Raw genomic sequence first — 23,048 nt, forward strand, 5'->3', positions numbered from 1 at the left:
CCCCGAGGGGAGTTCCCCGCGATGTCCCGCAGCACCAGACGGGGCGCGCTCACCGCAGCCGCCGTCGCCCTCGCCCTGACCGCAGCCGCCTGTTCCTCCTCCGGCGGCGGCTCCTCCACCGGCCCGACCGGCTCGTCCTCCGGCTCCGGTACCGGCTCCGCCGCCTTCCAGCCGCAGCACAAGGGCGGCACCCTGAAGCTGGTCGCCCACGCCGCCGCCGGCAGCTTCGATCCGCAAGTCAACTACACCCTTCAGTACTGGCAGTTGTACCAGTCGCTGTACGACGGGCTGCTCGCCTTCAAGAAGGTCGGCGGCCAGGAGTCCTTCACGGTCGTCCCGGATCTCGCCACGGCGATGCCGAAGGTCACCAACGGCGGCAAGACCTACACCTTCACGCTGCGCAAGGGCGTCACCTTCTCCAACGGCAAGGCGCTGACCACCGACGACGTGGTGGCCTCCTTCGAGCGCATCTTCAAGGTCTCCAGCCCCACCGCCGGCACCTTCTACAACGGCATCGTCGGCGCCGACGCCTGTCTGAAGAAACCGGCCGGCTGCACGCTGCCCAAGGGGGTGATCGGCGACGCGAAGACGAACACGGTCACCATCAACCTCACCGCCGCGGACCCGGAGTTCCCGTACAAGCTGGCCGTCCCGCACGCCAGCATCCTGCCCAAGGACTCCCCCGCGAAGGACGCCGGGACCAAGCCGCTGCCGTCGACCGGCCCGTACACGGCGGCCTCGTACGACCCCAACCGCGAGCTGAAGCTCGTGCGCAACCCGCACTTCAAGGAGTGGTCGCGCGACGCCGAGCCGCAGGGCTACCCGGACGTCATCGACTACACCTTCGGGCAGACCGTGGAGTCGGAGGTCACGGCCGTGGAGAACGGCCAGGCGGACTGGATGTTCGACGCACCTCCCGCCGACCGGCTCAACGAGATCGGCACCAAGTACGCCTCCCAGGCACACGTGAACCCGCTGACGGCGTTCTGGTACGCCACCCTGAACGTGAACTCGGCGCCGTTCAACAACAAACTGGCCCGCGAGGCGATCAACTGGGCCGTCGACCGCTCCGCCGTGGTGCGGCTGTACGGCGGCACCAACCTCGCCTCCCCCGCGTGCACGATCCTGCCGCCCGGCTTCCCCGGTCACGTCGACTCGTGCGACTACACCAAGGGCGGCGGTACGACCTGGAAAGCGCCGGACCTGGCCAGGGCCAAGGCCCTGGTGAAGCAGTCCGGCACCGCGGGACAGCAGGTCGGCATCGTCGTCCAGGACGACGACGTCAACAAATCGATCGGACAGTACCTGCAGAGCCTGCTGACGCAGCTCGGCTACAAGGCCACCCTCAAACCGCTGTCGGCGAACATCCAGTTCACCTACATCCAGAACACCAAGAACAAGGTCCAGCTGGCGCTGACCTCCTGGTACCAGGACTATCCGGCGGCCTCGGACTTCCTCAACGTGCTGTTCTCCTGCGCCTCGTTCCACCCGGGCAGCGACTCCAGCATCAACATCTCCGGTTTCTGCGACAAGAGCGTCGACGCGAAGATGCAGACCGCGATCAGGACCGCGCAGACCGACGAGCAGGGCGCGAACCGGCAGTGGGGCGCGATCGACCAGGACGTCATGGCCCAGTCGCCGGCCGTCCCGCTGATCAACCCGAAGATCATCGACTTCACGTCGAAGCGGCTCGGCGACTACCGGTTCAGCAAGCAGTTCTACATGCTCGTCGGGCAGACGTGGGTCAAGTGACCGCCACCCAGCCCTCGTCCACCGCCGAGGCCCGGCGCTCGCCGGGCCCCTGGCGGACGGCCGCCGCCGACCTGTCGCGCAACAGGTCGGCAGTGGCCGCGGCCGTCGTCCTGCTGATCGTCGTCACGGCGAGCCTGTGCGCGCCGCTGTACGCGGCGCACATCGCGCACACCGACCCCTTCCAGTCCCATGTCTCCGGCACGACCGTCGTGGGCGGGAGGACGGTGCCGGTGCTCACCCCCAGCAGCACCGGCCTCGGCCTCGGTGTCACGCCCATCGGGCCGACCTGGGACCCAGCGCACTACTTCCTGGGCGCCGACAACCAGGGCCGCGACGTCATGGCGCGCCTGCTGTACGGCGGACGCACCAGCCTGTTCATCGGGTTCACCGCGGCCGTGCTGACCTGCCTGGTGGGTACGGCCGTCGGGGTGGTGGCCGGCTACGCGGGCGGCGTGGTGGACTCCGTCATCTCCCGCGTCCTGGACGTCATCTGGGCCTTCCCCGTCTATCTGCTGGCCATCTGCCTGTCGGTGGTACTGCTCACCAACGGGCTGCACCTCGGCCCGCTCACCCTGGACGCGGGAAGCCTCTGGCTGCCGGTGACGATCATCGCGGCGATCTATGTGCCGTACATCGCCCGGCCGTTGCGCGGCCAGGTGCTGGTGCTGCGGAACAAGGAGTTCATCCACGCCGCCGTCGGTTCCGGGGCCCCGACCCCGCGCATCCTGCGCCGGGAGGTGCTGCCGAACGTCCTGCCGACGACGATCGTCTTCGTCCCGCTGATGACCGCGCTGGCCATGCTCACCGAGTCGGCCCTGTCGTTCCTGTCGGTCGGTGTCCAGCCGCCCGACGCCAGCTGGGGCACGATCATCGAGGACGGCCTCGGACTGCTGTACACACGCCCCGCGGTGACCATCGCACCGGGGCTGCTCATCGCCCTGACCACGGCGGTCCTCAACGTCCTGGGCGACGGGGTCCGCGACGCGCTCGACCCGGGCGCGCGACTGCGCGGAGGGGTGTGACGCCCATGCTGTCCTTCGCCCTCAAACGGTTCGCCTCCGCCCTGATGGTGATGTTCGCCATCAGTGTGCTGGTGTTCCTGATCTTCTTCGCCACCCCGGGGGTCGACCCGGCCGCCCGCATCGCGGGCCGCAACGCCGACCCCGCCACCCTCGCCCAGGTGCGGCACTCCTTCGGCCTCGACCGGCCGATGCCCGTGCGCTATCTGCTGATGATGCGCCACCTGCTGATCGACCGGGACCTGGAGTCCTTCGTCAACCGCGGCTCCCGGGTGATCCCGCAGATCCTGCAGGCCACCCCGGTGACCCTGTCGCTGGTCGTCGGCGCCGCCCTGATCTGGATGGTGGCCGGTGTCGTCATGGGCACGGCCGCGGCCACCCTGCGCGGAAGGGCCGCCGACCCGCTGATCATGCTCGTCGGTGTGGTCGGCGTCTCCCTGCCGGCCTACTGGCTCGGCGAGGTCGTCAACCTCGTCACCCAGAAGCAGTTGCACTCCTCGGTCTTCTCCTGGGTGCCGCCACCCGGATACGTCGCCATCGGCCGCGACCCCGGCCAGTGGGCGCTGCACATGCTCTTCCCGTGGCTGACCCTGGCGCTGCTGTACGCCGGGATCTACGCCCGTCTCCTGCGCGGCGAGGTCGTCACGGCGCTGAACGAGGACTATGTGCGCACCGCCCGCGCCAAGGGCCTGTCCGAGCGGCGCATCCTGCTGCGGCACGCCCTGCGCTGCTCCCTGATCCCGATCGTGTCGCTGTTCGGCCTGGACTTCGGCGCGCTCGTCGGCGGCGCCGCGCTGCTGACCGAGGTCGTCTTCGGCCTGCCCGGGATCGGCAAGCTCACCTACGACGCCCTGCAGAACCTGGACCTGCCGGTGATCATGGGGACCGTCCTGTACGCGGCGTTCTTCGTGGTCCTCGCCAACGCGCTCGTCGACATCCTCTACGCCCGACTCGACCCGAGGGCCCGCCATGCCTGACCAACCCCTGCTGGACGTACGCGACCTGCGGGTCTCCTTCCGCACCCGTCAGGGCACGGTGACGGCCGTGGACGGTATGTCCTTCTCGGTCGCACCCGGCGAGATCCTGGGCGTGGTGGGCGAGTCGGGCTCCGGCAAGAGCGTGTCGATGCTGGCCGTCCTGCGGCTGCTGACCAACCCGAACGTGACCGTGTCGGGCGAAGTGCTCTTCCGGGGACGGGACTTGCTGACCCTGCCCGACAGGGAGATGCGGGCGGTACGGGGCCGGGAGATCGCCATGGTCTTCCAGGACCCGATGACCGCGCTGACCCCCGTGTACACCGTGGGCTGGCAGATAGCCGAGCAGATCCGGGCGCACGAACCGGTCTCCCGTCGTGCGGCGCACGCCCGGGCCGTCCAGCTGCTGTCCGACGTCGGCATTCCCGACGCCGCCTCGCGCGTGAACGCCTACCCGCACGAGTTCTCCGGCGGCATGCGCCAGCGGGCGGTCATCGCGATGGCGCTGTCCTGCGGCCCGTCCCTGCTGATCGCCGACGAACCGACGACCGCTCTCGATGTCACGGTGCAGGCCCAGATCCTCGACCTGATGCGGCAGTTGAACGAAGGCGGATCCGCCGTCGTCCTGATCACCCACGACATGGGGGTGATTTCGCAGATCGCCGACCGGGTCCTGGTGATGTACGGCGGGCGGGCCGCCGAGGAGGGCCCGCGCAGGGCGGTGTTCCACGGCCCCCGGCACCCCTACACCTGGGGGCTGCTGGACTCGGTGCCCCGCGTCGACGGCCCACGGCTGCGGCGGCTGCCCACCATCGCGGGCGTGCCGGTCACGCCGGGCAGCCTGCCGGAGGGCTGCGCGTTCGCGCCGCGCTGCCGGCTGCGGCACGAGCGGTGCGAGGAGCGGCCACCGCTGTCCGTGGGCGACGGCGACGCGGCGCACCGGGACGCCTGCTGGCTGCCGTCCGGCGGCCGCGCGGCGCTGCGTCTGACGACGAGGACGGCGAGGGAGAAGGACACGGACACGGAGGCGGCATCGTGACGGCACAGGAGGTGGTGGCGGTGGGGCAGACCCCCTCGTCGGGCGGTGAGGTCCTGCTGCGTGCCACGGACGTCAGCAAGCACTACACCCTGCGCCCGGACGGCCTCGCCCGGCGCCGGCGGGTCCTGCGGGCCGTGGACGGCGTGTCCCTCGAGGTCCGCACCGGGGAAACACTCGGCGTCGTCGGCGAGTCGGGCTGCGGCAAGTCGACCCTGGGCCGCTGCCTGGTGCGGCTCACCGAACTGACCGGCGGGCGAGTGGAGTTCGACGGCAAGGACATCACCGGCCTCTCCTCGCGGCGGCTGCGTCCGCTCCGTCCCGGCATGCAGCTGGTCTTCCAGGACCCGCAGGCCTCGCTCAACCCCCGCCGCCGCGCCGGGGACATCGTGGCGGAGCCACTGCTCGTGCACCGGTACGGCGACGCCGCCGCGGTCCGCCGCCGGGTCGCGGAGCTCTTCGACGTCGTGGGACTGTCGTCGGCGCACCGGGACCGCTATCCGCACGAATTCTCCGGCGGCCAGCGCCAACGCATCGGTATCGCGCGGGCACTCGCCACCGAACCGAAGCTGATCGTGGCCGACGAGCCCGTTTCCGCTCTGGACGTGTCGATCCAGGCCCAGGTGCTCAACCTCTTCGCCGACCTCCAGGAGCGGTTCGGTCTGACGTACGTGTTCATCGCCCACGACCTCGGTGTGGTCCGGCACGTCTCCGACCGCATCGCCGTGATGTACCTCGGCGAGATCGTCGAACTCGGCGCAACCGAGGCCCTGTTCGGCGCCCCCGCCCACCCGTACACCGAGGCGCTGCTGTCGGCGGTCCCGGACATCGACGACGGCACCGGCACGGCGGAGGCGTCACGGCGGGAACGCGTCGTCCTCAGCGGCGAAGTCCCCAACCCCGTGAACAAACCGACCGGTTGCCCGTTCCGCACGCGCTGCGCCCACGCCCGCGATCTCTGCGCCCGGGAACGCCCCTCGCTCACCGGCACCGCTTCCGGCCGCCTCGTCGCCTGTCACTACCCCCTGGCCGGCTGAGGCGTCACTCGGCGGTGAGTTCCGCCCGCGGGCCGAAGCCGGAGAGCTCCTGGATCTCGCCGCCGAGCCTGCTGCGGAAGCCCTCCAGCAGCTCCGGCTCGGCGCTGACCACCCACCGGGTCCCGACCAGGTGCTTGCCGCCGTAGCCGCCGGCGGCGTCCAGCCAGGCCAGCTTGTACTTCTCTTCGGGGAACGTGGTGATGACACGGTCGGCCTGCTTCGTGTGGCACACGCCCTGCCGCAGCTCCTCCGCGTCGACCCGGATCCGGGGCTTGGCGCAGCCGATCAGCCCGGCGATCACCTCCACCTTCGCCGGCGCCACGACCCCGGCCTCGGGGGCGGCCGTCACCGCGGTCCTGCTTCGCTGCGCCCTGTCGTCCCCCTCTCCGGTACAGGCCGCGGCCAGGGGCAGCAGGGCCAGGCTGCCGGCCAGGGTGGCACCGCGCATCAGACGGGCAGTGGGCGGGATGCGTCCTGTGCGTCGTTGCGGTGACTGCCGTACCACGTGGTTCTCCGTATCCGCGTACCCGGGGTGTTCCGCCCGGGGGTACGGATCACGACCTGCGGTTGTTCACCATGCGCAGCGACTCGTGTGACAGAAGTGATCGAAACTCGGTCTTCACGCCGTCACTGCGTTAGCCTCGTCTTCCCTTCACAGCCGAACTGGCATACGGCGAACATCACTTCGGGGGACTCGTGTCAGAAAACCGGCCGGTGCCACCGGACTCGACAGCGGACGAGGCGACCGTGCTGCGGCAGACCGGCGCCGCGCCCTTGCACCGGGGCGACCCGCGCCGCATCGGCCCGTACGTTCCGCTGGCGTTGCTCGGCAGCGGCGGCATGGGGCGGGTCTATCTCGCCCGCACCGAAGAAGGCGAGCCCGAACTCGTCGCGGTGAAGGTGATCAGGCCGGAGTACGCGGACGATCCGGGCTTCCGGCGCCGCTTCGAGCGCGAGGCCTCGGTGCACGACCTCGTCCGCACCCCGCGCACCCCGCGGCTGTGCGGCACGGGTTTCGAGGACGAACTGCTGTGGATGGCCACCGAGTACCTGCCGGGCCTGGACCTCGCTGACGCGGTGCGCGAGGACGGCGCCCTGGCGCCCGGCGCGGTGTGGAGGCTGGCGGCGGAGCTGGGGCACGCGCTCGCCGACCTCTCCGCGGCCGGGATCGTGCACCGGGACCTGAAGCCGTCCAATGTGCTGTTGTCCGTCAGGGGCGCCCAGGTGATCGACTTCGGCCTGTCGAAGGCCGTCGACGCCAGCGCCCTCACCGGCACAGGCAACCGGGTGGGCACTCCGGCCTACATGTCGCCCGAGCACCTGCGCACGGGCATCTGCGACACCGCCTCGGACGTGTTCTCCCTCGCCGGGACGCTGGTGTACGCGACCACCGGGCACGCCCCGTTCGGTGACGGCACCGGCGTCGACGTCATGCACCGGGTCGCCTTCGAGGAGCCGAGCGCCGAGCTGCTCGGGGAGGTCGCGACGGCGGACCCGGAACTGGCCGCGCTGCTGTCGGCCTGTCTCGCCAAGGAGCCGGAGCGGCGGCCCACTCCACGCGAGCTGAGCGACGCGGCCGCGCCCCACGTGGAAGTGACCGGCTGGCCCGAGCCGTTGGCCGGCAGAGTGCTCGCCCGGCAGCGGGCGTACGAGGTACTGGGCCGCCTCCCCCTCGACAGGGCGTCCCGTTTACGCACGTCGGACGACCGCCCGCCGGCGGACGAACCCGCTCCTCCCACGCCCGGGCCCGTCGCGGGGCAGCCGGCCCCGCCCGCGCACACGCCTCTGCCCGGCGCGGAGCAGACAGCCCCTCCCCGGCGCGGTCCCATCGCGGAGCAGACAGCCCCTCCCCGGCCCGGGTCTCCGGAGAAGCCGGCCGCTCCGCGCAAGGCCCGCTCCAGGGCCGTGCGCAAGCCGCTGCTGGCCGTCGCCGCCGGTGTCGTGCTGTGCGTGGCGGCCGCGGGCGTCCTCGCCCTCGACCGCGACCAGAACCATTCCGCGTCCGCGGCCCCGCCCGGGGCCGGTACGACACTGGACGGCACCCTGCCCGGCGGTGCCGTCGCCTCGGCGTCCAGAGCGGCGGACGCGCGGGCCGCGTCCGGCAAGAGCGTGGACGGCGGGGCGGACAGGAGCGCCGAATCCCCCACCCCGTCCGGCGCCTCGACCACGGCCGGCGCCCATCCGGGCGGCTCCTCCTCGGCGCCCTCCGCCTCCGCCCCCGCACCGACGGCGGGCGGCGCCACCTCCGAACCCGCGAGCGGAACCTCCGAGCCGGCGAGCGCGCCCTGGAACTCCGACTGCACGTACTACAACGGCAACGGCCGCACCAGTGAGGGCGACAGCGGGAAGAAGGTCCTGCAGGTGCAGTGCATGCTGACCAAGCGCGGTTACGACATCGGGAGTTCCGGCGTGGACGGCGAGTTCGGCGCCGACACCGAGGCCGCCGTCGAGCGCTTCCAGAGCGACAAGGGACTCTCCGTCGACGGCGTGGTGGCCCACGACACGTGGAACGCCCTGCGCGAAACCGACTGACCGCGTGATCCAAACCACAATCGAGACGTAGCCGTATCGATAAGGACGGGACTATGCTGACTCCCACGTGAACGAAACCGTTTCGTTCAGAGGAGAGCACGCCATGACCTCCGTACTCGTCGTCCATGACCAGACCCTGCAGCGCCTCGGCCTCCGGATGCTCCTCGCGGCCGAGCCCGATCTCACCGTCGTCGGCGAGACGGCGAACCCGCTCGACGCGGCCCGTATGAGCACCGAACTCCAGCCGGACGTCGTGGTCATGGGCAGCCGGGTCGACGACGCGGACGGTCTCGACGCCATCCGCGGCATCACCCGGCGGACCCTGCCCGGCGAACGCCGGCCGCGCGTCCTGGTCCTCATCCCGGCCGGCTGCGAGACGCATTCCTACGCCACCCTGCGCGCCGGGGCGGGGGGCTTCCTCCTGCAGGACGCGACGCCCGAGGAACTGGCCGCCGCCGTACGGGTGGTGGCCGCCGGCGACGCCGTCATCACCCCCGGCCTGACCCGGGCCCTCATCGACACGGTCCGGCAGCAGCAGCCCGTCCGCCGGCTCACCCGGGAGACGGAGCTGCACGCGCTGACCGAGCGCGAGCGCGACATCCTCACCGCGGTGGCCTCCGGCTGGTCCAACGCCGAGATCGGCGAGCGGCTGTGCATCGCGCCGACCACCGTCAAGTCGCACGTCAGCCACATCCTCGCCAAGATCGGCGCCCGGGCCCGGGTGCAGGCGGTCGTCTTCGCCTACGAGTCCGGGCTGGTACAGCCGGCGGCCTGAGGAACGCCGACGGTCCTCACACAGCGGGTCGGAGCACCGGGGCGACCCCCATCCGCACAGGCCACCCCCACTCCCATGCCCGCCCCGAGCGACCTCGCCACGACAGCCGGCGCAGGTGGCTGTCGTGGCGAGGAGTCGGTCAGGACTTGACGGGTTTGCCGCGGCCCCAGCCCCAGGCCAGCCGGTCGGCGCCGGACTGGTTCGTCGTCTCCAGCCAGGGCCGGTCGGTGGTGCCGGTCAGCTTCTGCATCGAGTAGATGTCGTCGGTGCGCAGACCGGGCCAGTACACCGAACCCATGCCGAGCTTGCGGAAGGTGTCGGTGTCGGCCTGGATGAAGTTGATCGGGTTGCTCGACGGCGTCGGCACGTTGTAGTTCAGGCCCGTCGTCATCTCGGCGCCGAACTCGTCCGCGACCGTGCGGCTCGCGCAGTCACCGAGGCGCTCCTTGAGGTCGGCCACCCACTGGTCGTAGGTGGCGTAGCTCTTCCAGAAGCCGTAGTGGTGCAGGGAGAGGTAGGTGCCCTTCAGCCGCGGGTCGGCGCAGACCGTGGTGACGTGGTCGTTGTAGCCGGCGCCGCTGACGAAGACGCGGTTGCGCGGCACGGACGGGTAGGTCGCCAGCCACTTCGCGGCGATGTCGGCCCATTGGGCGTCGGTGTAGCCGTGCGGCTCGTTCATCGGCTCGAAGTAGACGCGCGGGTCGTGCTGGTACGCCTTGACCACGGTGTCCCACATGGGCCAGAAGGTGGCCTCGTCGTCGATGAAGCCGTCCCGCTTGTCGCCCGTGCCCTCCCAGTAGGACACGATCACCTTGAAGCCGCGGTCGGAGGCGGCGTCGATGACCGCGCGGTACGACTTCCAGTAGGCGCCGTTGACCGTGTACGGGTTGATCGGCAGGCGGACGGTGTTGGCGCCGAGGTTGGCGCGGAAGGCCGAGATGATCCGGCTCGACTTGGCGTACGTCTGAGCGTAGTTGTCCGAGGTCGACAGGCCGGAGAGCTGCAGGTAGTCGTCGGCGAAGTTGTCGCGGGGGTCGGCCCAGTTGACGCCCCGGAACTGGCTCGTACCGGTCGGCGCCGCGGCGGAGGCGGGGCTGCCGGCCAGCATCGCGCCGCTGACCGCGGCGATCGCGACGGCCGCGCCGGTGGCGCGCAGACGGAAGGCGAGGCGGTTTCCGGTGGGGGTCTTGCGCATCGACGTGCCCTTTCGAGAGGTGGCTCGGCGCTCCGCATGTTTACGTAAACATCTGGTTCGTGTGACGGATGTTTACGTAAACTCGGCGGCGCCGGAATCGTGACATCCGCCTCAGCGGCCGTCAAGGTTTCCCACGCGTAACATCCGGTGCACCACGCATCGGGTCAGGGAATCGGGTCGAGGGAGGCACACCATGGTGGAACGGGGCGGCTCCGGCGTGCCCGGCGGGCGCCGCAAACAGCGTGTCTCGATGGCCGACGTCGCCAAACTGGCGGGCGTCTCCTCGCAGACGGTCTCCCGGGTGTCCAACGGCCATCCCGGGGTGATCAGTTCGACCCGCGAGCAGGTCCTGGCCGCGATGCGGGAGCTCGGTTACCGGCCCAACAGCGCGGCCCGCGCCCTGCGGTACGGCCGGTTCAACACCATCGGCGTGATCCTGTTCAGCCTGTCCTCGACCGGCAACAGCCGTACGGTGGAGGCGATCGCCACGCAGGCCGCGGCCGAGGGGTACGCGATCACCCTGATCCCCATCGACGTGCCGACCCAGGACAACGTACTGGGCGCCTTCACGCGGATGGGCGAGCTGGCCGTGGACGCCGTCATCGTCATCATGGAGATCCATCTGCTGGACACCGGCACGGTCCAACTCCCGCCCGGGGTCCATGTGGTGGTCGTGGACTCCGACGCCGGCGACCGCTACAGCGTGGTCGACACCGACCAGGCCGACGGCGCCCGCAAGGCCGTACGGCATCTGCTGGACCTCGGCCATCGCACCGTGTGGCATGTCACCGGGCCCGAGACGTCCTTCGCCGGGCAGCGGCGAACCCAGGCCTGGCGGGCGGTACTCGAGGAGGCGGGGTGCCCCGTCCCGCCGCCGCTGCACGGGGACTGGTCGTCGGAGTCGGGCTACGCCGCCGGACAGGAGCTCGCCCGGCAACCGGACTGCACGGCCGTGTTCGCCTCCAACGACCAGATGGCCCTGGGCCTGCTGCGCGCCTTCCATGAACTCGGCGTCCGAGTCCCCGAGGACATCAGCGTCGTGGGCTTCGACGACATCCCGGACGCCGCGTTCTTCGTCCCGCCCCTGACCACCGTCCACCAGGACTTCGCGGAGGTGGGCCGGCGCTGTGTGCAGGGGGCGCTGGACCAGATCCGGGCCCGGGGCGGCGCCCGGCCGGGCACGGACCTGGTCCCCACGAGCCTGGTGGTCAGACGGAGCACGGCACCGCCCCCCGGCTGACGCACTCCCGTGGCTACGGCCGCTTGCGGCCCACTCCCGCGTACACCCAGTACTCCGACGGGTTGTCCGGGAGCTCGTCGGCGGGGTCCGGTCGCCACAGAGGGACGTGGACCAGGCCCGGTTCCACCAGGTCGAAGCCGGAGAACAGGCCGAGGATCTCGTCGTGGGAGCGGGCGGTCACCGGCGAGGTGGCCCGGGACCGGTACAGCCGGCCCACCGCGTCGGCCGTGTCCGGACGGTCCTGGTTCGTCGCGTGGGACAGCGCCAGCCAGCTGCCCTCGGGCAGCGCGTCCCGGAAGGCGGCGGTGATCCCGGCCGGGTTCTCCTCGGCCGTGATGAAGTGGAGGATCGTCACCATGAGGACGGCCACGGGCTGGTCGAAGTCGATCAGCTTGCGCACCTGCGGGGAGCCGAGGACGTCGGCCGGCCGGCGGATGTCGGCGTCGACGATCTCCGCGTCGGGGTTGTCGGCCAGCAGAGAGGCGCTGTGGGCGACCGCCACGGGGTCGTTGTCCACGTAGACCACGCGGGCACCGGGGCTCGCCGCCTGGGCGACCTCGTGGACGTTGCCCTGGGTGGGGATGCCGGAGCCGAGGTCGATGAACTGCCGTACCCCGGAGTCGACCAGGAAGCGCACGGCGCGGCCGAGGAAGGCCCGGTTGGCGCGGGCCAGCGTGCGCACCTGGGGGTCGATGGCGGAGAAGGCGGCCACCGCCTCGCGGTCGATGGCGAAGTTGTGCCGGCCGCCCAGCATCGCGTCGTACATCCGGGCGACACTGGCCTTGTCGGGATCGGTTCCGGGCTCTTGATCCGTGCTGTCGGGCACCACAACATCCTTCCCCGTAATGGATCTTGACGCACCATCATATAGTTGCCCGAGACGCACGGCGCCCCGTTGACCTGCCGCGCGGCCGGAGCCCCCCACCCGGAAAGGCACGACCCTGCGGAACGAACCGCGCAGCCGCACCGATGACATACCCGCCCAGCCCTCGCTCCGCCGGTCGGTCTTCTCGCCCGCCGCAGACGTGATCGGTACGGAGCTCGATCTCCGGCTGACCGGAAGCCAGGTGACGCACGCGCTGACGCCCGGCTTCTGCGACGCGGCCTCGGTGTATCTGCTGGAGCGCTGGCGCCGAGGGGAGAGCGCGTCCCTGACCGCGGACCCGCCCCGGATCGAGGCGCGCCGACTGGCGCTGCGGGTGGGAACGGACGCGCACGAGGACTGGGAGGCCGTCCTGCCGGTCGGCGAGGTGATCGTCTTCCCGCGCGGAACGCCCCACGCCCGCGCCCTGGTCTCCGGGCAGACGCAGTTGCTCGACGCCGTCGACGCCCAGACCGCGAGCCGGCTGATCGCCTCCGGCGACCGCGAGGCCCGGATCCGGGACGTGCTGTCGGTGGCGTCCTTCCTGGTGATCCCGCTGCGGCTGCGGGACGTCACGCTGGGGTTCGTGGTCTGCACCCGGGGTCCGGCGCGGGAGGCGTTCCAGCCGGCGGAGGTGACGGCCGTGGAGGCGCTGGCCGCCCGGGCGTCCGTCGCACTCGACAACGCGCGCCGCTACGAGCACGAGCGGCGCACCACGCTGGCGATCCGCAACAGCCTGCCGCCCGGACCGCTGCAGGAGTTCGAGGGCTGCCGGGTCGCCCACGGCTCGCTGTCCGCCGGTCCGGACACGGTCATCGGCGGTGACTGGTACGACGTGCTCGAGCGGCCGGACGGGCGGGTCAGCCTGATCGTCGGGGACGCCATGGGGCACGGCCCCGAGTCGGCCGTGGCGATGCTCCAACTGCGCACCGCGGTGCGGACGTTGGCGGCGCTGGACATGCCGGCGGACGAGCTCGTACAACGGCTCGACGCGCTCGCCTGCGCGACACCGGGCGCCTCGTTCGCGACCTGCATCTACGCCGAGTGGGACGCCCGCCGGGGCCTGTGCACCCTGGTGGGCGCCGGTCACCCTCCCCCGCTGCTGCGTGGACCCGACGGACGCACCGTCCCGGTCCCCCTGGTCGGTGCGGGCCTGCCCCTCGGGCTCGGCACCGGGCACTACGAGGCGACCGTGCTCAAAGTGCCGGAGCCGGCGCTGCTGGTGCTCTACAGCGACGGACTGGTGGAGTCCCGCGACAGCGACATCGACCACCAGATAGTGCGCCTCGCGCGCACGCTGGACTCGGCCACCGAGGCCCGGGCGGACAGCGGCGGTGCGGAGGACGAGCTGCCCGCGCTGTGCCGGCACATCCTGCACTCCCCCTCCGACCCGACGGGCGCGGACGACCGCACCCTGCTGCTCGCCGAGCTGACCCCCGTCTTCGACTGACCCCCCGGTCCGACGACGTCCCTGACCCCCCGTCCGAGGACGCCCGGACCCCCGTGCCGGGCGCCCTCAGACCCTCAGGGTCGCCCACACGGCGTTGCCGCCGGTGAGCCGGGAACGGTCGACCCCCCAGGTGTCGGACAGCTCCTCGACCAGGAGCAGCCCGCGGCCGCCCTCGTCGTCGGGGCCCGGCTCGCGTCGCGGCAGGCCGCGGCCCGAGTAGTCGTGGTCGTGCACCTCGAGGCGCACGCAGCCCTCGGAGACCATGCCGATGCCGCACAGGATCCGCGCGCTGAGCGTGTGCCGGATGGCGTTGGTGACGAGTTCGGACACCAGCAGCACGGCGTCCGCGCACAGCTCGCCCGGCAGCAGCCAGCCGGTCATCCGGGTGTTCAGGGAGCGGCGGGCGACCCGGACGCTGGAGCGGTGCGAGGGCAGCTCGATCCAGTGCGCGCGTTCGGGGTCGGCTACGTCTAACAGCTGGGGGGAGGACGTCGCGTGGGGGGACACGGTGGTGGCCTTCCTGGGGCGGGCGCGGTCGGGCGAGCCGAGACGTGCAACAGGCCGACGGGGACGGGGGATTCCGTGTGATCGTCGAAACGAATCACACAAGTCACTATGCTCGCATCCAAGTTCAACGTGCAACCGGCTGCCTGATAATTTCAACAAGCCGGTATCCGACTGGTCGCTTCAACAAGTGACTGTCAGACTCGCACCGGTGACTGTCCTTCAGGAGGTAGGGCGTGAGCGAAGGCCGTTCGAGCGCGGCGGGCACCAACAGTGCGCCCACCGTTCTGCGCATGATCCTGGGCCGGCGGCTGCAGGAAAGGCGCCAGGACGCGGGGGTGTCGCTGGACGACGCGGCGCGGGCCCTGCGGGTCACGTCCCTGACCATCCGCCGTCTGGAGAAGGCGGAGGTCGCCCTCAAACCGCTCTACGTCGAGAAGCTGCTGGAGACCTACGGGGCGGACCGGCAGGAGATCGACGAGTTCGTGGAGTACGCCGAGCGGGCCAACGAGCCCGGCTGGTGGCACACGTACCGCGACGTCGTGCCCACCTGGTTCAGCGCCTACGTGAGCCTGGAGACCGGCGCGAAGACGCTGCGCACCTACGAGCCGCACTATGTGACGGGCCTGCTGCAGACCCGTCGGTACGCGCGCGAGGTGCTGAGCGGCGGCTTCCCCAACGAAGGGGACGAGGAACTCGACCGGCGCGTGGATCTGAGGCTGCGCCGCCAGCGCCTGCTGGAGAGACCCGACGCGCCCACGCTGTGGGTCGTGATGGAGGAGGCCGTGCTGCACCGGGTGGTCGGCGGCCCCGAGGTGATGCGGGAGCAGATCGAGCGGCTCCTGGAGGTCTCGGAGCTGGAGCACGTCAGTGTCGACGTCGTCCCGTTCACCGCGGGCGCCCATGTCGGCGCGTGTGCTCCCTTCACGTACTTCCGTTTCGAGGAGCGCGAGCTTCCGGACATCGTCTACACCGAGGTCCTCTCCGGTGCCATGTACCTGGACCAGCGCTCCGACGTCGTCGCCCATCTCGAGGCGCACAGCCGCATGTCCCTGCTGACGTCCGACGCGCACAGCAGGGCACTCCTGAACCGCATGCGCAAGGAGTACTCATGACCACGATCGACGACCGTGCCTGCGACGTCTACAACGGCATGCCCGCCGCCGACCTCGGCGAGCACGGCTGGGAGTCTCCCTGGAGCGGCCCCAACGGGGGCCAGTGCGTGGAGACCAAGCAGCTCGCCGACGGCCGCGTGGCGCTACGGCAGTCGACCGATCCGGCCGGTCCCGCGCTGATCTACACCCCGGAGGAGATCGCCGCGTTCGTCGCGGGCGTCAAACGGGGTCTCGCCGACCATCTCACCACTGGCTGACTCCCCCTCGCACCCCCCTCTGAAAGGTTCAGGATGACCAACTCGCCCGCGGCGCGGGACATTGACACCAGCCGGCCCCACTCCGCCCGCATGTACGACTACTACCTGGGTGGCAAGGACCACTTCGACATCGACAAGCAGGCGGCCGAGACCGTCGCGGCGGCCTACCCCGGCATCTTCGTCTGCGCCCGCGAGAACCGTGCCTTCATGCACCGCGCCACGCGCGTGCTGGCCCGGGAGCACGGCATCCGCCAGTGGCTGGACATCGGCACCGGCGTCCCCACCGAGCCGAACCTGCACCAGGTCGCCCAGTCCGTGGTCCCCGACGCCCGGGTGGTGTACGCCGACAACGACCCGCTGGTGCTGAAGTACGCCGAGCGACTGATGCGCAGCACGGCCGAGGGCCGCACCACGTACATCGAGGCCGACGTCAACGACCCGGACTCGCTGATCGACGCCCCGGAACTGGCCGAGATACTGGACCTGCAGCAGCCGGTGGCCCTGTCGCTCAACGCGCTGATGCACTTCGTGACGGACGCCCAGGACCCGTACGGCATCGTGAACCGTCTGCTGGCGGTGCTCCCCTCGGGGAGCGCGCTGGCTCTGAGCCACTGCACGCCCGACTTCGCCCCGGAGACCTGGCAGAAGGTCACGGACATCTACAACGGCGCCGGCACGCCGGTGCAGTTCCGCTCGAAGGACGAGGTCACGCGTTTCTTCGACGGGCTCGAACTGCTCGACCCCGGGGTCACCGTGGGCCACCGCTGGCGTCCGGACGGCGAGCCGACGGCCACGGACGCCGAGGTCAGCCTGTGGACCGGGGTGGGCATCAAGCCGTAGCACCGCACCGCCGCATCGAGGCCCTCCCGTCGGCCGCACGACACCGACGGGAGGGCCTCGCTGTGTCCGCAGGACCTTACATCGGATCTCTCTTCAGCATGCTGAACTCATTGACGCCTCCTGTGCCTCTGCCTACGCTCCATCGAGCGATAGGTCCGATGATTGCTGGACATGCTCTGGCCAGGAGGCACTCCGTCATGACCTCGAGAAGAACCGTCCTCGGCTCCGTCCTGGGCGGCACGGCGGCCGCCGTCGCGTTACCCGGAGCGGCCGAGGCGGCGGCCCCGGACGCGGCTTCCGGCAAGGCGGACCGTTGGAGACTGCGCAACCGGATGGACTCGGACGGAGCGTGGGCCGGCTTCCTGCGCGGACAGGACCTGGTGTGGCACAGGCTCCCCACACTCTGGTACGAGGGCCCGTTTCTCGGGGACGGCCGGCTGGGCAGCATGGTGTACCGGGACCCGGACACGGGCGGCGTCCGCTTCACCGTGCAGCACGGTGAAGTCCAGGACCACCGGCCGGAGTTCGGCAGCGGATGGGGCACGGCGAGGCTGCCCGTGGGGCATCTGACCCTGGACCCGGTGGGCACGATCACGGCCGTCGACTGGCGGCTGAGCCTGTGGGACGCCGAACTGACCGGCACGGTCACCACGGACAAGGGCACGCTCACGCTCGCCGCCCTGATCCACGACGGCGTCCTGGCCGCCCGCGTCAAGGCGACCGGCGACGAGGTGGTCCGCTGGACCTTCCACCCCGAGGAGGCCGTCAGCCCCCGGAAGATCCAGGAGGCACCCCCGGCCGGATACGTCCCCAACCCGCCCTGGACCACGCGGACCACCGGCGACGTCGAACAGGTCCTCCAGGCTCTCGTGGGCGGCGGTCAGACCGCGACGGCCCACCGCCGCACCGGCGACACCCTCCTGCTCACCGTCGCCCACAGCCACCCCTCGGACACCCGCGCCGGCGAGCTGTCACTGAAGAAGATCCAACGGGCCCCCTCGTACACGGCGTTGCGGTCCCGGCACACCGGCTGGTGGCACGCCTTCCACCGCAAGAGCTTCGTGTCGTTCCCCGACCAGCGACTGCAGAGCTTCCACTGGATCCAGCTCTACAAGGTCGCCTCCGCCAGCCGCGCGGGCGGCCCCGTGATGGCCACCTCCGGCCCCTGGCTGGAGCCCACGCCCTGGCCGGCCGTGTGGTGGAACCTCAACGTCCAGCTGGAGTACTGGCTCATCCACGGCTCCAACCACCTCGAACTCGACTCCCTCGTCAGCACGTTGCGCCAGAACCAGGAGCAGCTGGCCGCCAACGTGCCCGCCGCGTACCGCTCCGACAGCGCCGGGATCGGGCGCAGCTCCGACATGTTCGCCGAACGCGCGGTGGGGCAGCCGGGAACGGGCGCCGAAGTGGGCGACCTGACCTGGGCGTTGCACAACGCCTGGCTGAGCTACCGGCACACCATGGACGAGGGGCTGCTGCGCGACACCATCCATCCCCTGCTCAGCAGAGCCGTCAACTACTACTGGCACTTCCTCCAGCCCGGCGACGACGGCAGACTGCACCTGCCCTCCACGCTCTCACCGGAGTACCCGGTGGTCCCGCCCAGGGACACCAACTACGACCTCTCCCTGATCCGTTGGGGCTGCACCGCCCTGCTGGAGATCACCGACCGGCTGGGCATCGACGACCCGCTCCGGGCGCGCTGGCAGGAGATCCTCACCAGACTCACACCCCATCCGGTCGACGACAACGGCTTCATGATCGGCGCGGAGACCCCGTACGCGCAGTCCCACCGCCACTACTCCCACCTGCTGATGGTCTACCCGCTCTACCTGGTCAACTGGGACCAGCCGGAGCAGCGGGAGCTGATCGAGAAGTCCGTGGTGCGCTGGCACGCCCTCACCGGCGCCCACCGCGGTTACAGCTACACCGGCGCCGCGTCGATGTACGCGATGATGGAGAACGGCGACACCGCGCTGTCGTACCTGAAGAAGTTCTTCGATCCGACCACGCGCTACCCGTGCCGGGCCAACACCCACTACACGGAGGCCGGTCCGGTCATCGAGACACCGCTGTCCGCCTCGCAGTCCCTGCACGACATGCTCTGCCAGAGCTGGGGCGGTGTCGTCCGGGTCTTCCCGGCCGTGCCGTCCGCCTGGGCCGACGTCACCCTGCACGACTTCCGCACGCAGGGGGCGTTCCTGGTCAGCGCGGTGCGCAAGGGTGGGGTCACCCGGTTCGTGCGGGTGCGCAGCCTGGCGGGCGAGCCCCTGGTGATACGGCACGGTCTGGGCGACGGTCGGCTGACCGCCGTGCTCGACGACGGGCGGGCCGCCCGGGTCGCTGTCGTGGCACCCGGCACGGTCTCCGTGGACCTGCCCAAGGGCCGCGAGGTCCTCCTGCACACCGGCCCCCGCCCCGACCTCACCATCGCCCCGGTGGCCGTCACCGAGCCGGGGGCCGCGTGGGGGCTGCCGTAGCCCCGTCCGTCCTGCCGGCGAGCCGTACGTCCACCGCGGTGAGCGCCGGCGCGAGCGGTCCCGGTGCCAGGAACGCGAGAGGTACCAGCATCCAGGCCCACAGGGCGGCGGTGATCGGCGCGGTCACCAGGGCAGACTTGCCAGGTGTGCGCCCACGCGGTCGCGGTCCCAGGCGCCGTCGGCGACCAGGACGCGGTAGCGGTAGGCGAAGGACTCGCCGGGCGGCAGGGTGAACTCCTCGAAGTACGCCCAGGAGACGGCGATCATGGCGAACGGCTCCATGTGTGTGAACCAGTGCGACTCGTGGATCGCCGACTTCTGGTCCAGGTTCTCGGGCGCGTGCGCGAAGACGAGGGTGGAGTGCGCGTCGGCCTCGTCGTGCTCGGCGGTGCAGGCGAGCCAGGCGCCCCGCGAGCCGTTCAGCTTCTCGCCGTCGAGGTCGGGGCCGAAGACCGTGCCGCCCGTGAAGTCACGAGGGCCGCGCCAGCCGAGGCCGGTGTATCCGGCCGCCTCCCGGCCGGCGGTGGTCGGGGAGCCGAAGACGAGGGGGTCGTCACGGGTGTTGGTCAGATGGATCGACCAGTCCAGCGCCCAGGCGCCGGCCTCCTCGTCGACGGAGTGGACGGCGATCCCGCGCCGCTCGCGCGCCCACCCCGCGCCGCCGCGCGTGACCCAGGTGAGTTCCTCGGTGAAGGCGAGGCGGTCGTCGTCGACCGTCAGCTCGGCGAAGCCGTCGTGGCGCATCGAGCCGACGCGATCGGGCAGCGGCAGGTAACCCCGGCCGTGCACATAGGAGTTGCCGCCCCAGAAGTTCTGGCCCGAGAGATGACTGGCCGTCATCTGCAGGCCCTTGTGCCAGCGGTGGTCACTGGGCCGGTAGCCGGTCACCGTCCGTCCGGCGAGGGTGCGCACGGGGTGCGCGTACGGTTTGGGGGATTCGAAGGGGTCGGGGTCGGGGCGGTGGACGTACCGGAGGATCTCGGTGCCGCCCGCCGCCGCGACCGCGAGATGCTCGCCGTACGCGTGACTGACTCGGATGCCCATGCGCGCTCCAGTGGGGTGGTCTCCGTGCATGCCTCCGCAGCAGCACAGAAAGCGCTTGTGTCCTGGGCGACCCTAGGCGCGCGGTGAATGTCAGGACAACCCCTGTGCGGTGATCGACCGGTCGAAGCGGAACGGTGCCAGGACCTCCGGGCGGTGGCCGGTGCGGACGTACTCGGTCAGCCGGTGGCCGGTGACCGGGCCCAGGGTGATGCCGAGCATGCCGTGGCCGGTGGCCGCGAAGGCGTTGTGGTAGCCCGGCAGCCGGTCGACGACGGGCAGTCCGTCGGGCAGGAAGGGCCGTCCGCCGACCCAGGGATCGCGGATCTGGCCGACCAGGTCGTCGGGGTCCTCGAACCACTTCCCCAGGTAGTGCCTGCTGGCGAGGGCGACGGCGACCACACGGCGCCAGTCCAGCCGGTTGTTGTTGCCGCTCAGCTCCATCGTGCCTCCGATGCGCGTGGTCGAGCCGATGGGCGAGGCGACGGCCCGGCGCTCGCCGAAGTAGAGGGTGTGCCGGGGGGCCGGGTCGAGGTCGACGGAGAAGCTGTAGCCCTTGCCGGCCTGCAGCGGCAGGGGCCGGCCGAGGGCGCGGAGCAGACCGGCCGAGCGCATGCCGGCCGCGATGACGACGCCGGAGCAGGGAAGTTCGCCCGTGGTGGTCGACACGGCGGTGACCCGCCCCGCCGCCGTACGGAACCCGGTGACCCCGGTGTTCTCGTGCACCTTGACCCCCAGCGCGCCGAGCGCCTCGGCGAGCCCGCGCGCGAAGGCCTCGGGGTCGACCACGCCCTCCCCCTCCACCAAATAGGCCGCGCGCACCTGCGGGGACAACGCTTCGTCGAGCAGCCGGGCCTCCTCGCCGGTGACGACGTCGTCCGGCAGCGGATAGCGCCCGTCGGCCATCTCCCGCTGGAGCGCGAGGTGATGACGGGCCTCGGTCGGTGACAGGAACGCGTGCACCATGCCCGGGCGGGTCAGGGTGGTCCCGACGCCCGCCGCGCGCAGGCCGTCGAAGAGATCGAAGGTGTCGCGGTTCAGCTCGGCGATCGCCGTGTAACCGCGCCGGAAGGCGGCCGGTGTGCTGCTGCGCCAGAACCGCCACAGCCAGCGCGCGAACGCCGGATCGGGCAGCGGCCGCACATACAGGGGCGAGTCCGGGCGGCCCAGGGAGCGCAGGGCGTACCGCACGACACCCGGAGCGGGCACCGGCGTCGAATGGCTCAGGCAGACCCAGCCGGCGTTGCCGCGCGAGGCACCGGAACCGATGGCGCGTCGCTCGACGACCTCGACCGACATGCCCTCTCGGGCCAGGTAGTACGCGGCGCACAGCCCCACGACCCCGCCACCGACCACCACCAGGGGAGCACTCATGACGCGGACCCGTACGCGGCGAGGAACTCCCGGGTCCGGCGCTCGGCCGGCCGGTCGAGGACGTCCTGGGGCCGGCCCTCCTCCACGATCCGGCCGCCGTCGACGAAGACGACATGGTCGGACACCTCACGGGCGAAGGGCAGTTCATGCGTCACCAGCAGCATCGTCATCCCGTCCGCCGCCAGTTCACGCATCACGGTGAGCACCTCGCGGGTGGACTCCGGGTCCAGGGACGACGTCGGTTCGTCGAAGAGCAGCACTTCGGGCCGGAGCGCGAGTGCCCGGGCGATGGCGACGCGCTGCTGTTCGCCGCCGGAGAGTTGGTCGGGCCGGGCGAGTCCGCGGTGGGCGACACCGACCCGGCGCAGCAGGGTGACGGCCCGCTCCAGGGCCTCCGCCTCGGCGATGCCCGCCTTGCGCTGGGCCAGCACGATGTTCTCCACGGCCGTCAGATGCGGGAAGAGGTTGAACTTCTGGAAGACCATGCCGACGGTACGGCGCAGCGCGGGCAGATCCCGGCAGACGGTCCGCCCACCGCTGTGCACCACCTCGCCGGCCACCTCGACCGTGCCCCGGTCGGGCCGTTCCAACAGGTTGACGCAGCGCATCAGGGTCGTCTTGCCGCCGCCGCTCTGCCCGATGACGCTGACGATCCGGCCGCGGTCGACCTCCAGGCTCACGTCGTCGAGGACGAGACGCCCGTCGAAGGACTTGCTCAGCCCCTCGATCCGGACCACTGCGGCGGCGGGGGCTGCGGCCACGGTCTTCGCCGTGGCGACAGGCTCGGTCATACGACGGCCTCCTTCCGGTCACTGACGCGGTCGTTGACGTGGTCGAGGTCGGCGGCGAGCAGTGCTCGCGCGGCCCGCACTCTGCGCCGGCGCCGCGGGGAGAGCGGGACGCCCGCCCGGACCTTGCGCTCCAGCAGCAGGAGGAGCTGCGACAGCGGGTAGCACAGGGCGAAGTAGACGGCGGAGATGACCAGGTAGACCTCCAGCGCGCGGAAGGTCTCCGAGGTGATCAGCCGCCCCTCCGACATCAGCTCGGCGGCGGAGACGGTGACGAGCAGCGACGTGGACTTCAGCAGGTCGACCAGCATGGTGTTGGTGCCGGGCAGCGCCTGCCGTACCGCCTGCGGCAGCACGATGTGGGCGAAGATGCCCGCCTTGCCGAGACCCAGGGCCTCGCCGGCCTCCGTCTGCCCCTCGTGCACGCCGCTGATGGCGGACCGGAAGATCTCGGACAGGTAGGCGGCGTAGAAGACGATCAGGCTGAGACAGCCGGCCGTGAACACGTCCAGCCGGATCCCGGCCGAGGCGAGCCCGAAGTAGGTCAGGAAGATGATCGCCAGGAGGGGGACGTTCTTGAACACCTCGGTGTAGACGGCGGCGACGGCCCGGGCGGGCCAGAGCTTGCTGAGCCGCAGCAGTGCCACCACCAGGCCGAGCACCACCGCGCCGGCGAAGCTGACCGCCGTGTAGGAGACGGTCCGTCCGAGGGCGTCGAGCAGGTCGGGGCGGTAGTCGGACCAGGGGACCTGGAAGAGACCGGACATGGTCATCCCC

General features: G+C 71.2%; 21 protein-coding genes. 13 read left to right on the forward strand and 8 right to left on the reverse strand.

Annotated features, from left to right (window positions below; genetic code table 11):
• Positions 1–21 precede the first annotated feature (21 nt).
• Genes ACWCQ1_RS04690 through ACWCQ1_RS04710 form a run of 5 tightly spaced genes read left to right on the forward strand, consistent with a single transcriptional unit; the run spans position 22 to position 5,818 of the window.
• On the forward strand, positions 22–1,752 hold the full coding sequence (locus ACWCQ1_RS04690) for an ABC transporter substrate-binding protein (protein ID WP_451025845.1): 1,731 nt from the start codon (positions 22–24) through the stop codon (positions 1,750–1,752).
• Complete coding sequence (locus tag ACWCQ1_RS04695; RefSeq protein WP_451025846.1) at positions 1,749–2,774, forward strand: ABC transporter permease; 1,026 nt, start codon at positions 1,749–1,751, stop codon at positions 2,772–2,774. Before ACWCQ1_RS04690 ends, ACWCQ1_RS04695 begins: the two co-directional genes overlap by 4 nt.
• A gap of 5 nt (positions 2,775–2,779) precedes the next feature.
• Positions 2,780–3,748, forward strand: coding sequence for an ABC transporter permease (locus tag ACWCQ1_RS04700; protein ID WP_451025847.1), 969 nt, complete (start codon positions 2,780–2,782; stop codon positions 3,746–3,748).
• The gene (locus tag ACWCQ1_RS04705) at positions 3,741–4,784 is read left to right on the forward strand and encodes an ABC transporter ATP-binding protein (protein WP_358599868.1); all 1,044 of its coding nucleotides are present in this window, start codon (positions 3,741–3,743) and stop codon (positions 4,782–4,784) included. Before ACWCQ1_RS04700 ends, ACWCQ1_RS04705 begins: the two co-directional genes overlap by 8 nt.
• Complete coding sequence (locus tag ACWCQ1_RS04710) at positions 4,781–5,818, forward strand: ABC transporter ATP-binding protein (protein WP_451025848.1); 1,038 nt, start codon at positions 4,781–4,783, stop codon at positions 5,816–5,818. The genes ACWCQ1_RS04705 and ACWCQ1_RS04710 overlap by 4 nt, the downstream gene beginning before the upstream one ends.
• A gap of 4 nt (positions 5,819–5,822) precedes the next feature.
• Here ACWCQ1_RS04710 and ACWCQ1_RS04715 read toward each other — a convergent pair whose 3' ends face one another.
• Positions 5,823–6,266, reverse strand: a complete 444-nt coding sequence (locus tag ACWCQ1_RS04715) for a hypothetical protein (protein WP_451025849.1) — start codon at positions 6,264–6,266, stop codon at positions 5,823–5,825.
• Between the two features lie 266 nt (positions 6,267–6,532).
• On the opposite strand from ACWCQ1_RS04715, the gene ACWCQ1_RS04720 reads away from it, so the two are divergent.
• Positions 6,533–8,350, forward strand: coding sequence for a protein kinase domain-containing protein (locus ACWCQ1_RS04720; RefSeq protein ID WP_451025850.1), 1,818 nt, complete (start codon positions 6,533–6,535; stop codon positions 8,348–8,350).
• 103 nt (positions 8,351–8,453) lie between these two features.
• Positions 8,454–9,125, forward strand: coding sequence for a LuxR C-terminal-related transcriptional regulator (locus ACWCQ1_RS04725; RefSeq protein ID WP_133045111.1), 672 nt, complete (start codon positions 8,454–8,456; stop codon positions 9,123–9,125).
• Between the two features lie 139 nt (positions 9,126–9,264).
• Here the strand turns inward: ACWCQ1_RS04725 and ACWCQ1_RS04730 are convergent, their stop codons facing one another.
• Entirely contained in the window at positions 9,265–10,320 is a 1,056-nt protein-coding gene (locus ACWCQ1_RS04730; RefSeq protein ID WP_358599857.1) for a glycoside hydrolase family 5 protein, read from the reverse strand.
• Positions 10,321–10,513: 193 nt separating this feature from the next.
• Here ACWCQ1_RS04730 and ACWCQ1_RS04735 point away from each other — a divergent pair, with 193 nt between their 5' ends.
• Complete coding sequence (locus ACWCQ1_RS04735) at positions 10,514–11,560, forward strand: LacI family DNA-binding transcriptional regulator (RefSeq protein ID WP_358599854.1); 1,047 nt, start codon at positions 10,514–10,516, stop codon at positions 11,558–11,560.
• A 13-nt stretch (positions 11,561–11,573) separates the two neighbouring features.
• On the opposite strand, the gene ACWCQ1_RS04740 is transcribed toward ACWCQ1_RS04735, so the two are convergent.
• The gene (locus ACWCQ1_RS04740) at positions 11,574–12,386 is read right to left on the reverse strand and encodes an SAM-dependent methyltransferase (protein WP_451025851.1); all 813 of its coding nucleotides are present in this window, start codon (positions 12,384–12,386) and stop codon (positions 11,574–11,576) included.
• Positions 12,387–12,585: 199 nt separating this feature from the next.
• Here ACWCQ1_RS04740 and ACWCQ1_RS04745 point away from each other — a divergent pair, with 199 nt between their 5' ends.
• The gene (locus ACWCQ1_RS04745; RefSeq protein WP_451025852.1) at positions 12,586–13,872 is read left to right on the forward strand and encodes a PP2C family protein-serine/threonine phosphatase; all 1,287 of its coding nucleotides are present in this window, start codon (positions 12,586–12,588) and stop codon (positions 13,870–13,872) included.
• 66 nt (positions 13,873–13,938) lie between these two features.
• Here the strand turns inward: ACWCQ1_RS04745 and ACWCQ1_RS04750 are convergent, their stop codons facing one another.
• Positions 13,939–14,379: an ATP-binding protein gene (locus tag ACWCQ1_RS04750; protein ID WP_208786152.1), complete on the reverse strand. Its 441-nt coding sequence runs from the start codon at positions 14,377–14,379 to the stop codon at positions 13,939–13,941.
• 233 nt (positions 14,380–14,612) lie between these two features.
• Here ACWCQ1_RS04750 and ACWCQ1_RS04755 point away from each other — a divergent pair, with 233 nt between their 5' ends.
• The 4 genes from ACWCQ1_RS04755 to ACWCQ1_RS04770 all read left to right on the forward strand — a co-directional run bounded on the left by ACWCQ1_RS04755 (position 14,613) and on the right by ACWCQ1_RS04770 (position 19,068).
• Positions 14,613–15,491 carry a helix-turn-helix domain-containing protein gene (locus tag ACWCQ1_RS04755; protein WP_451025853.1) on the forward strand — a complete coding sequence of 293 codons (879 nt, stop codon included), beginning with the start codon at positions 14,613–14,615 and terminating at the stop codon, positions 15,489–15,491.
• Positions 15,488–15,748, forward strand: coding sequence for a DUF397 domain-containing protein (locus tag ACWCQ1_RS04760; protein ID WP_133045104.1), 261 nt, complete (start codon positions 15,488–15,490; stop codon positions 15,746–15,748). Before ACWCQ1_RS04755 ends, ACWCQ1_RS04760 begins: the two co-directional genes overlap by 4 nt.
• Positions 15,749–15,781: 33 nt before the next feature.
• Positions 15,782–16,588 (forward strand): SAM-dependent methyltransferase, encoded by an 807-nt coding sequence (locus ACWCQ1_RS04765; RefSeq protein ID WP_451025854.1) that lies wholly within the window; start codon positions 15,782–15,784, stop codon positions 16,586–16,588.
• 197 nt (positions 16,589–16,785) lie between these two features.
• On the forward strand, positions 16,786–19,068 hold the full coding sequence (locus tag ACWCQ1_RS04770; RefSeq protein WP_133045102.1) for a glycosyl hydrolase family 95 catalytic domain-containing protein: 2,283 nt from the start codon (positions 16,786–16,788) through the stop codon (positions 19,066–19,068).
• 123 nt (positions 19,069–19,191) lie between these two features.
• Here the strand turns inward: ACWCQ1_RS04770 and ACWCQ1_RS04775 are convergent, their stop codons facing one another.
• The 4 genes from ACWCQ1_RS04775 to ACWCQ1_RS04790 all read right to left on the reverse strand — a co-directional run bounded on the left by ACWCQ1_RS04775 (position 19,192) and on the right by ACWCQ1_RS04790 (position 23,038).
• Positions 19,192–20,112: a DUF6807 domain-containing protein gene (locus ACWCQ1_RS04775; protein ID WP_451025855.1), complete on the reverse strand. Its 921-nt coding sequence runs from the start codon at positions 20,110–20,112 to the stop codon at positions 19,192–19,194.
• A 90-nt stretch (positions 20,113–20,202) separates the two neighbouring features.
• Positions 20,203–21,483, reverse strand: coding sequence for an NAD(P)/FAD-dependent oxidoreductase (locus ACWCQ1_RS04780; RefSeq protein WP_133045100.1), 1,281 nt, complete (start codon positions 21,481–21,483; stop codon positions 20,203–20,205).
• Complete coding sequence (locus ACWCQ1_RS04785; RefSeq protein ID WP_133045099.1) at positions 21,480–22,274, reverse strand: amino acid ABC transporter ATP-binding protein; 795 nt, start codon at positions 22,272–22,274, stop codon at positions 21,480–21,482. The genes ACWCQ1_RS04780 and ACWCQ1_RS04785 overlap by 4 nt, the downstream gene beginning before the upstream one ends.
• A complete protein-coding gene (locus tag ACWCQ1_RS04790; RefSeq protein WP_358599839.1) occupies positions 22,271–23,038 on the reverse strand; it encodes an amino acid ABC transporter permease in 768 nt (255 codons plus the stop codon). The genes ACWCQ1_RS04785 and ACWCQ1_RS04790 overlap by 4 nt, the downstream gene beginning before the upstream one ends.
• Between the last annotated feature and the right edge of the window lie 10 nt (positions 23,039–23,048).

The organism is Streptomyces sp. NPDC002144 (assembly GCF_053593695.1).

What these genes read in the sequence shown, in the direction of transcription:
- ACWCQ1_RS04730 (WP_358599857.1), bottom strand. Translation starts at nt 10,320, where the DNA reads ATGCGCAAGACCCCCACCGGAAACCGCCTCGCCTTCCGTCTGCGCGCC.
- ACWCQ1_RS04775 (WP_451025855.1), bottom strand. Translation starts at nt 20,112, where the DNA reads ATGGGCATCCGAGTCAGTCACGCGTACGGCGAGCATCTCGCGGTCGCG.
- ACWCQ1_RS04785 (WP_133045099.1), bottom strand. Translation starts at nt 22,274, where the DNA reads ATGACCGAGCCTGTCGCCACGGCGAAGACCGTGGCCGCAGCCCCCGCC.
- ACWCQ1_RS04770 (WP_133045102.1), top strand. Translation starts at nt 16,786, where the DNA reads ATGACCTCGAGAAGAACCGTCCTCGGCTCCGTCCTGGGCGGCACGGCG.
- ACWCQ1_RS04765 (WP_451025854.1), top strand. Translation starts at nt 15,782, where the DNA reads ATGACCAACTCGCCCGCGGCGCGGGACATTGACACCAGCCGGCCCCAC.
- ACWCQ1_RS04725 (WP_133045111.1), top strand. Translation starts at nt 8,454, where the DNA reads ATGACCTCCGTACTCGTCGTCCATGACCAGACCCTGCAGCGCCTCGGC.
- ACWCQ1_RS04780 (WP_133045100.1), bottom strand. Translation starts at nt 21,483, where the DNA reads ATGAGTGCTCCCCTGGTGGTGGTCGGTGGCGGGGTCGTGGGGCTGTGC.
- ACWCQ1_RS04760 (WP_133045104.1), top strand. Translation starts at nt 15,488, where the DNA reads ATGACCACGATCGACGACCGTGCCTGCGACGTCTACAACGGCATGCCC.
- ACWCQ1_RS04705 (WP_358599868.1), top strand. Translation starts at nt 3,741, where the DNA reads ATGCCTGACCAACCCCTGCTGGACGTACGCGACCTGCGGGTCTCCTTC.
- ACWCQ1_RS04735 (WP_358599854.1), top strand. Translation starts at nt 10,514, where the DNA reads ATGGTGGAACGGGGCGGCTCCGGCGTGCCCGGCGGGCGCCGCAAACAG.
- ACWCQ1_RS04700 (WP_451025847.1), top strand. Translation starts at nt 2,780, where the DNA reads ATGCTGTCCTTCGCCCTCAAACGGTTCGCCTCCGCCCTGATGGTGATG.
- ACWCQ1_RS04790 (WP_358599839.1), bottom strand. Translation starts at nt 23,038, where the DNA reads ATGTCCGGTCTCTTCCAGGTCCCCTGGTCCGACTACCGCCCCGACCTG.
- ACWCQ1_RS04690 (WP_451025845.1), top strand. Translation starts at nt 22, where the DNA reads ATGTCCCGCAGCACCAGACGGGGCGCGCTCACCGCAGCCGCCGTCGCC.
- ACWCQ1_RS04715 (WP_451025849.1), bottom strand. Translation starts at nt 6,266, where the DNA reads ATGCGCGGTGCCACCCTGGCCGGCAGCCTGGCCCTGCTGCCCCTGGCC.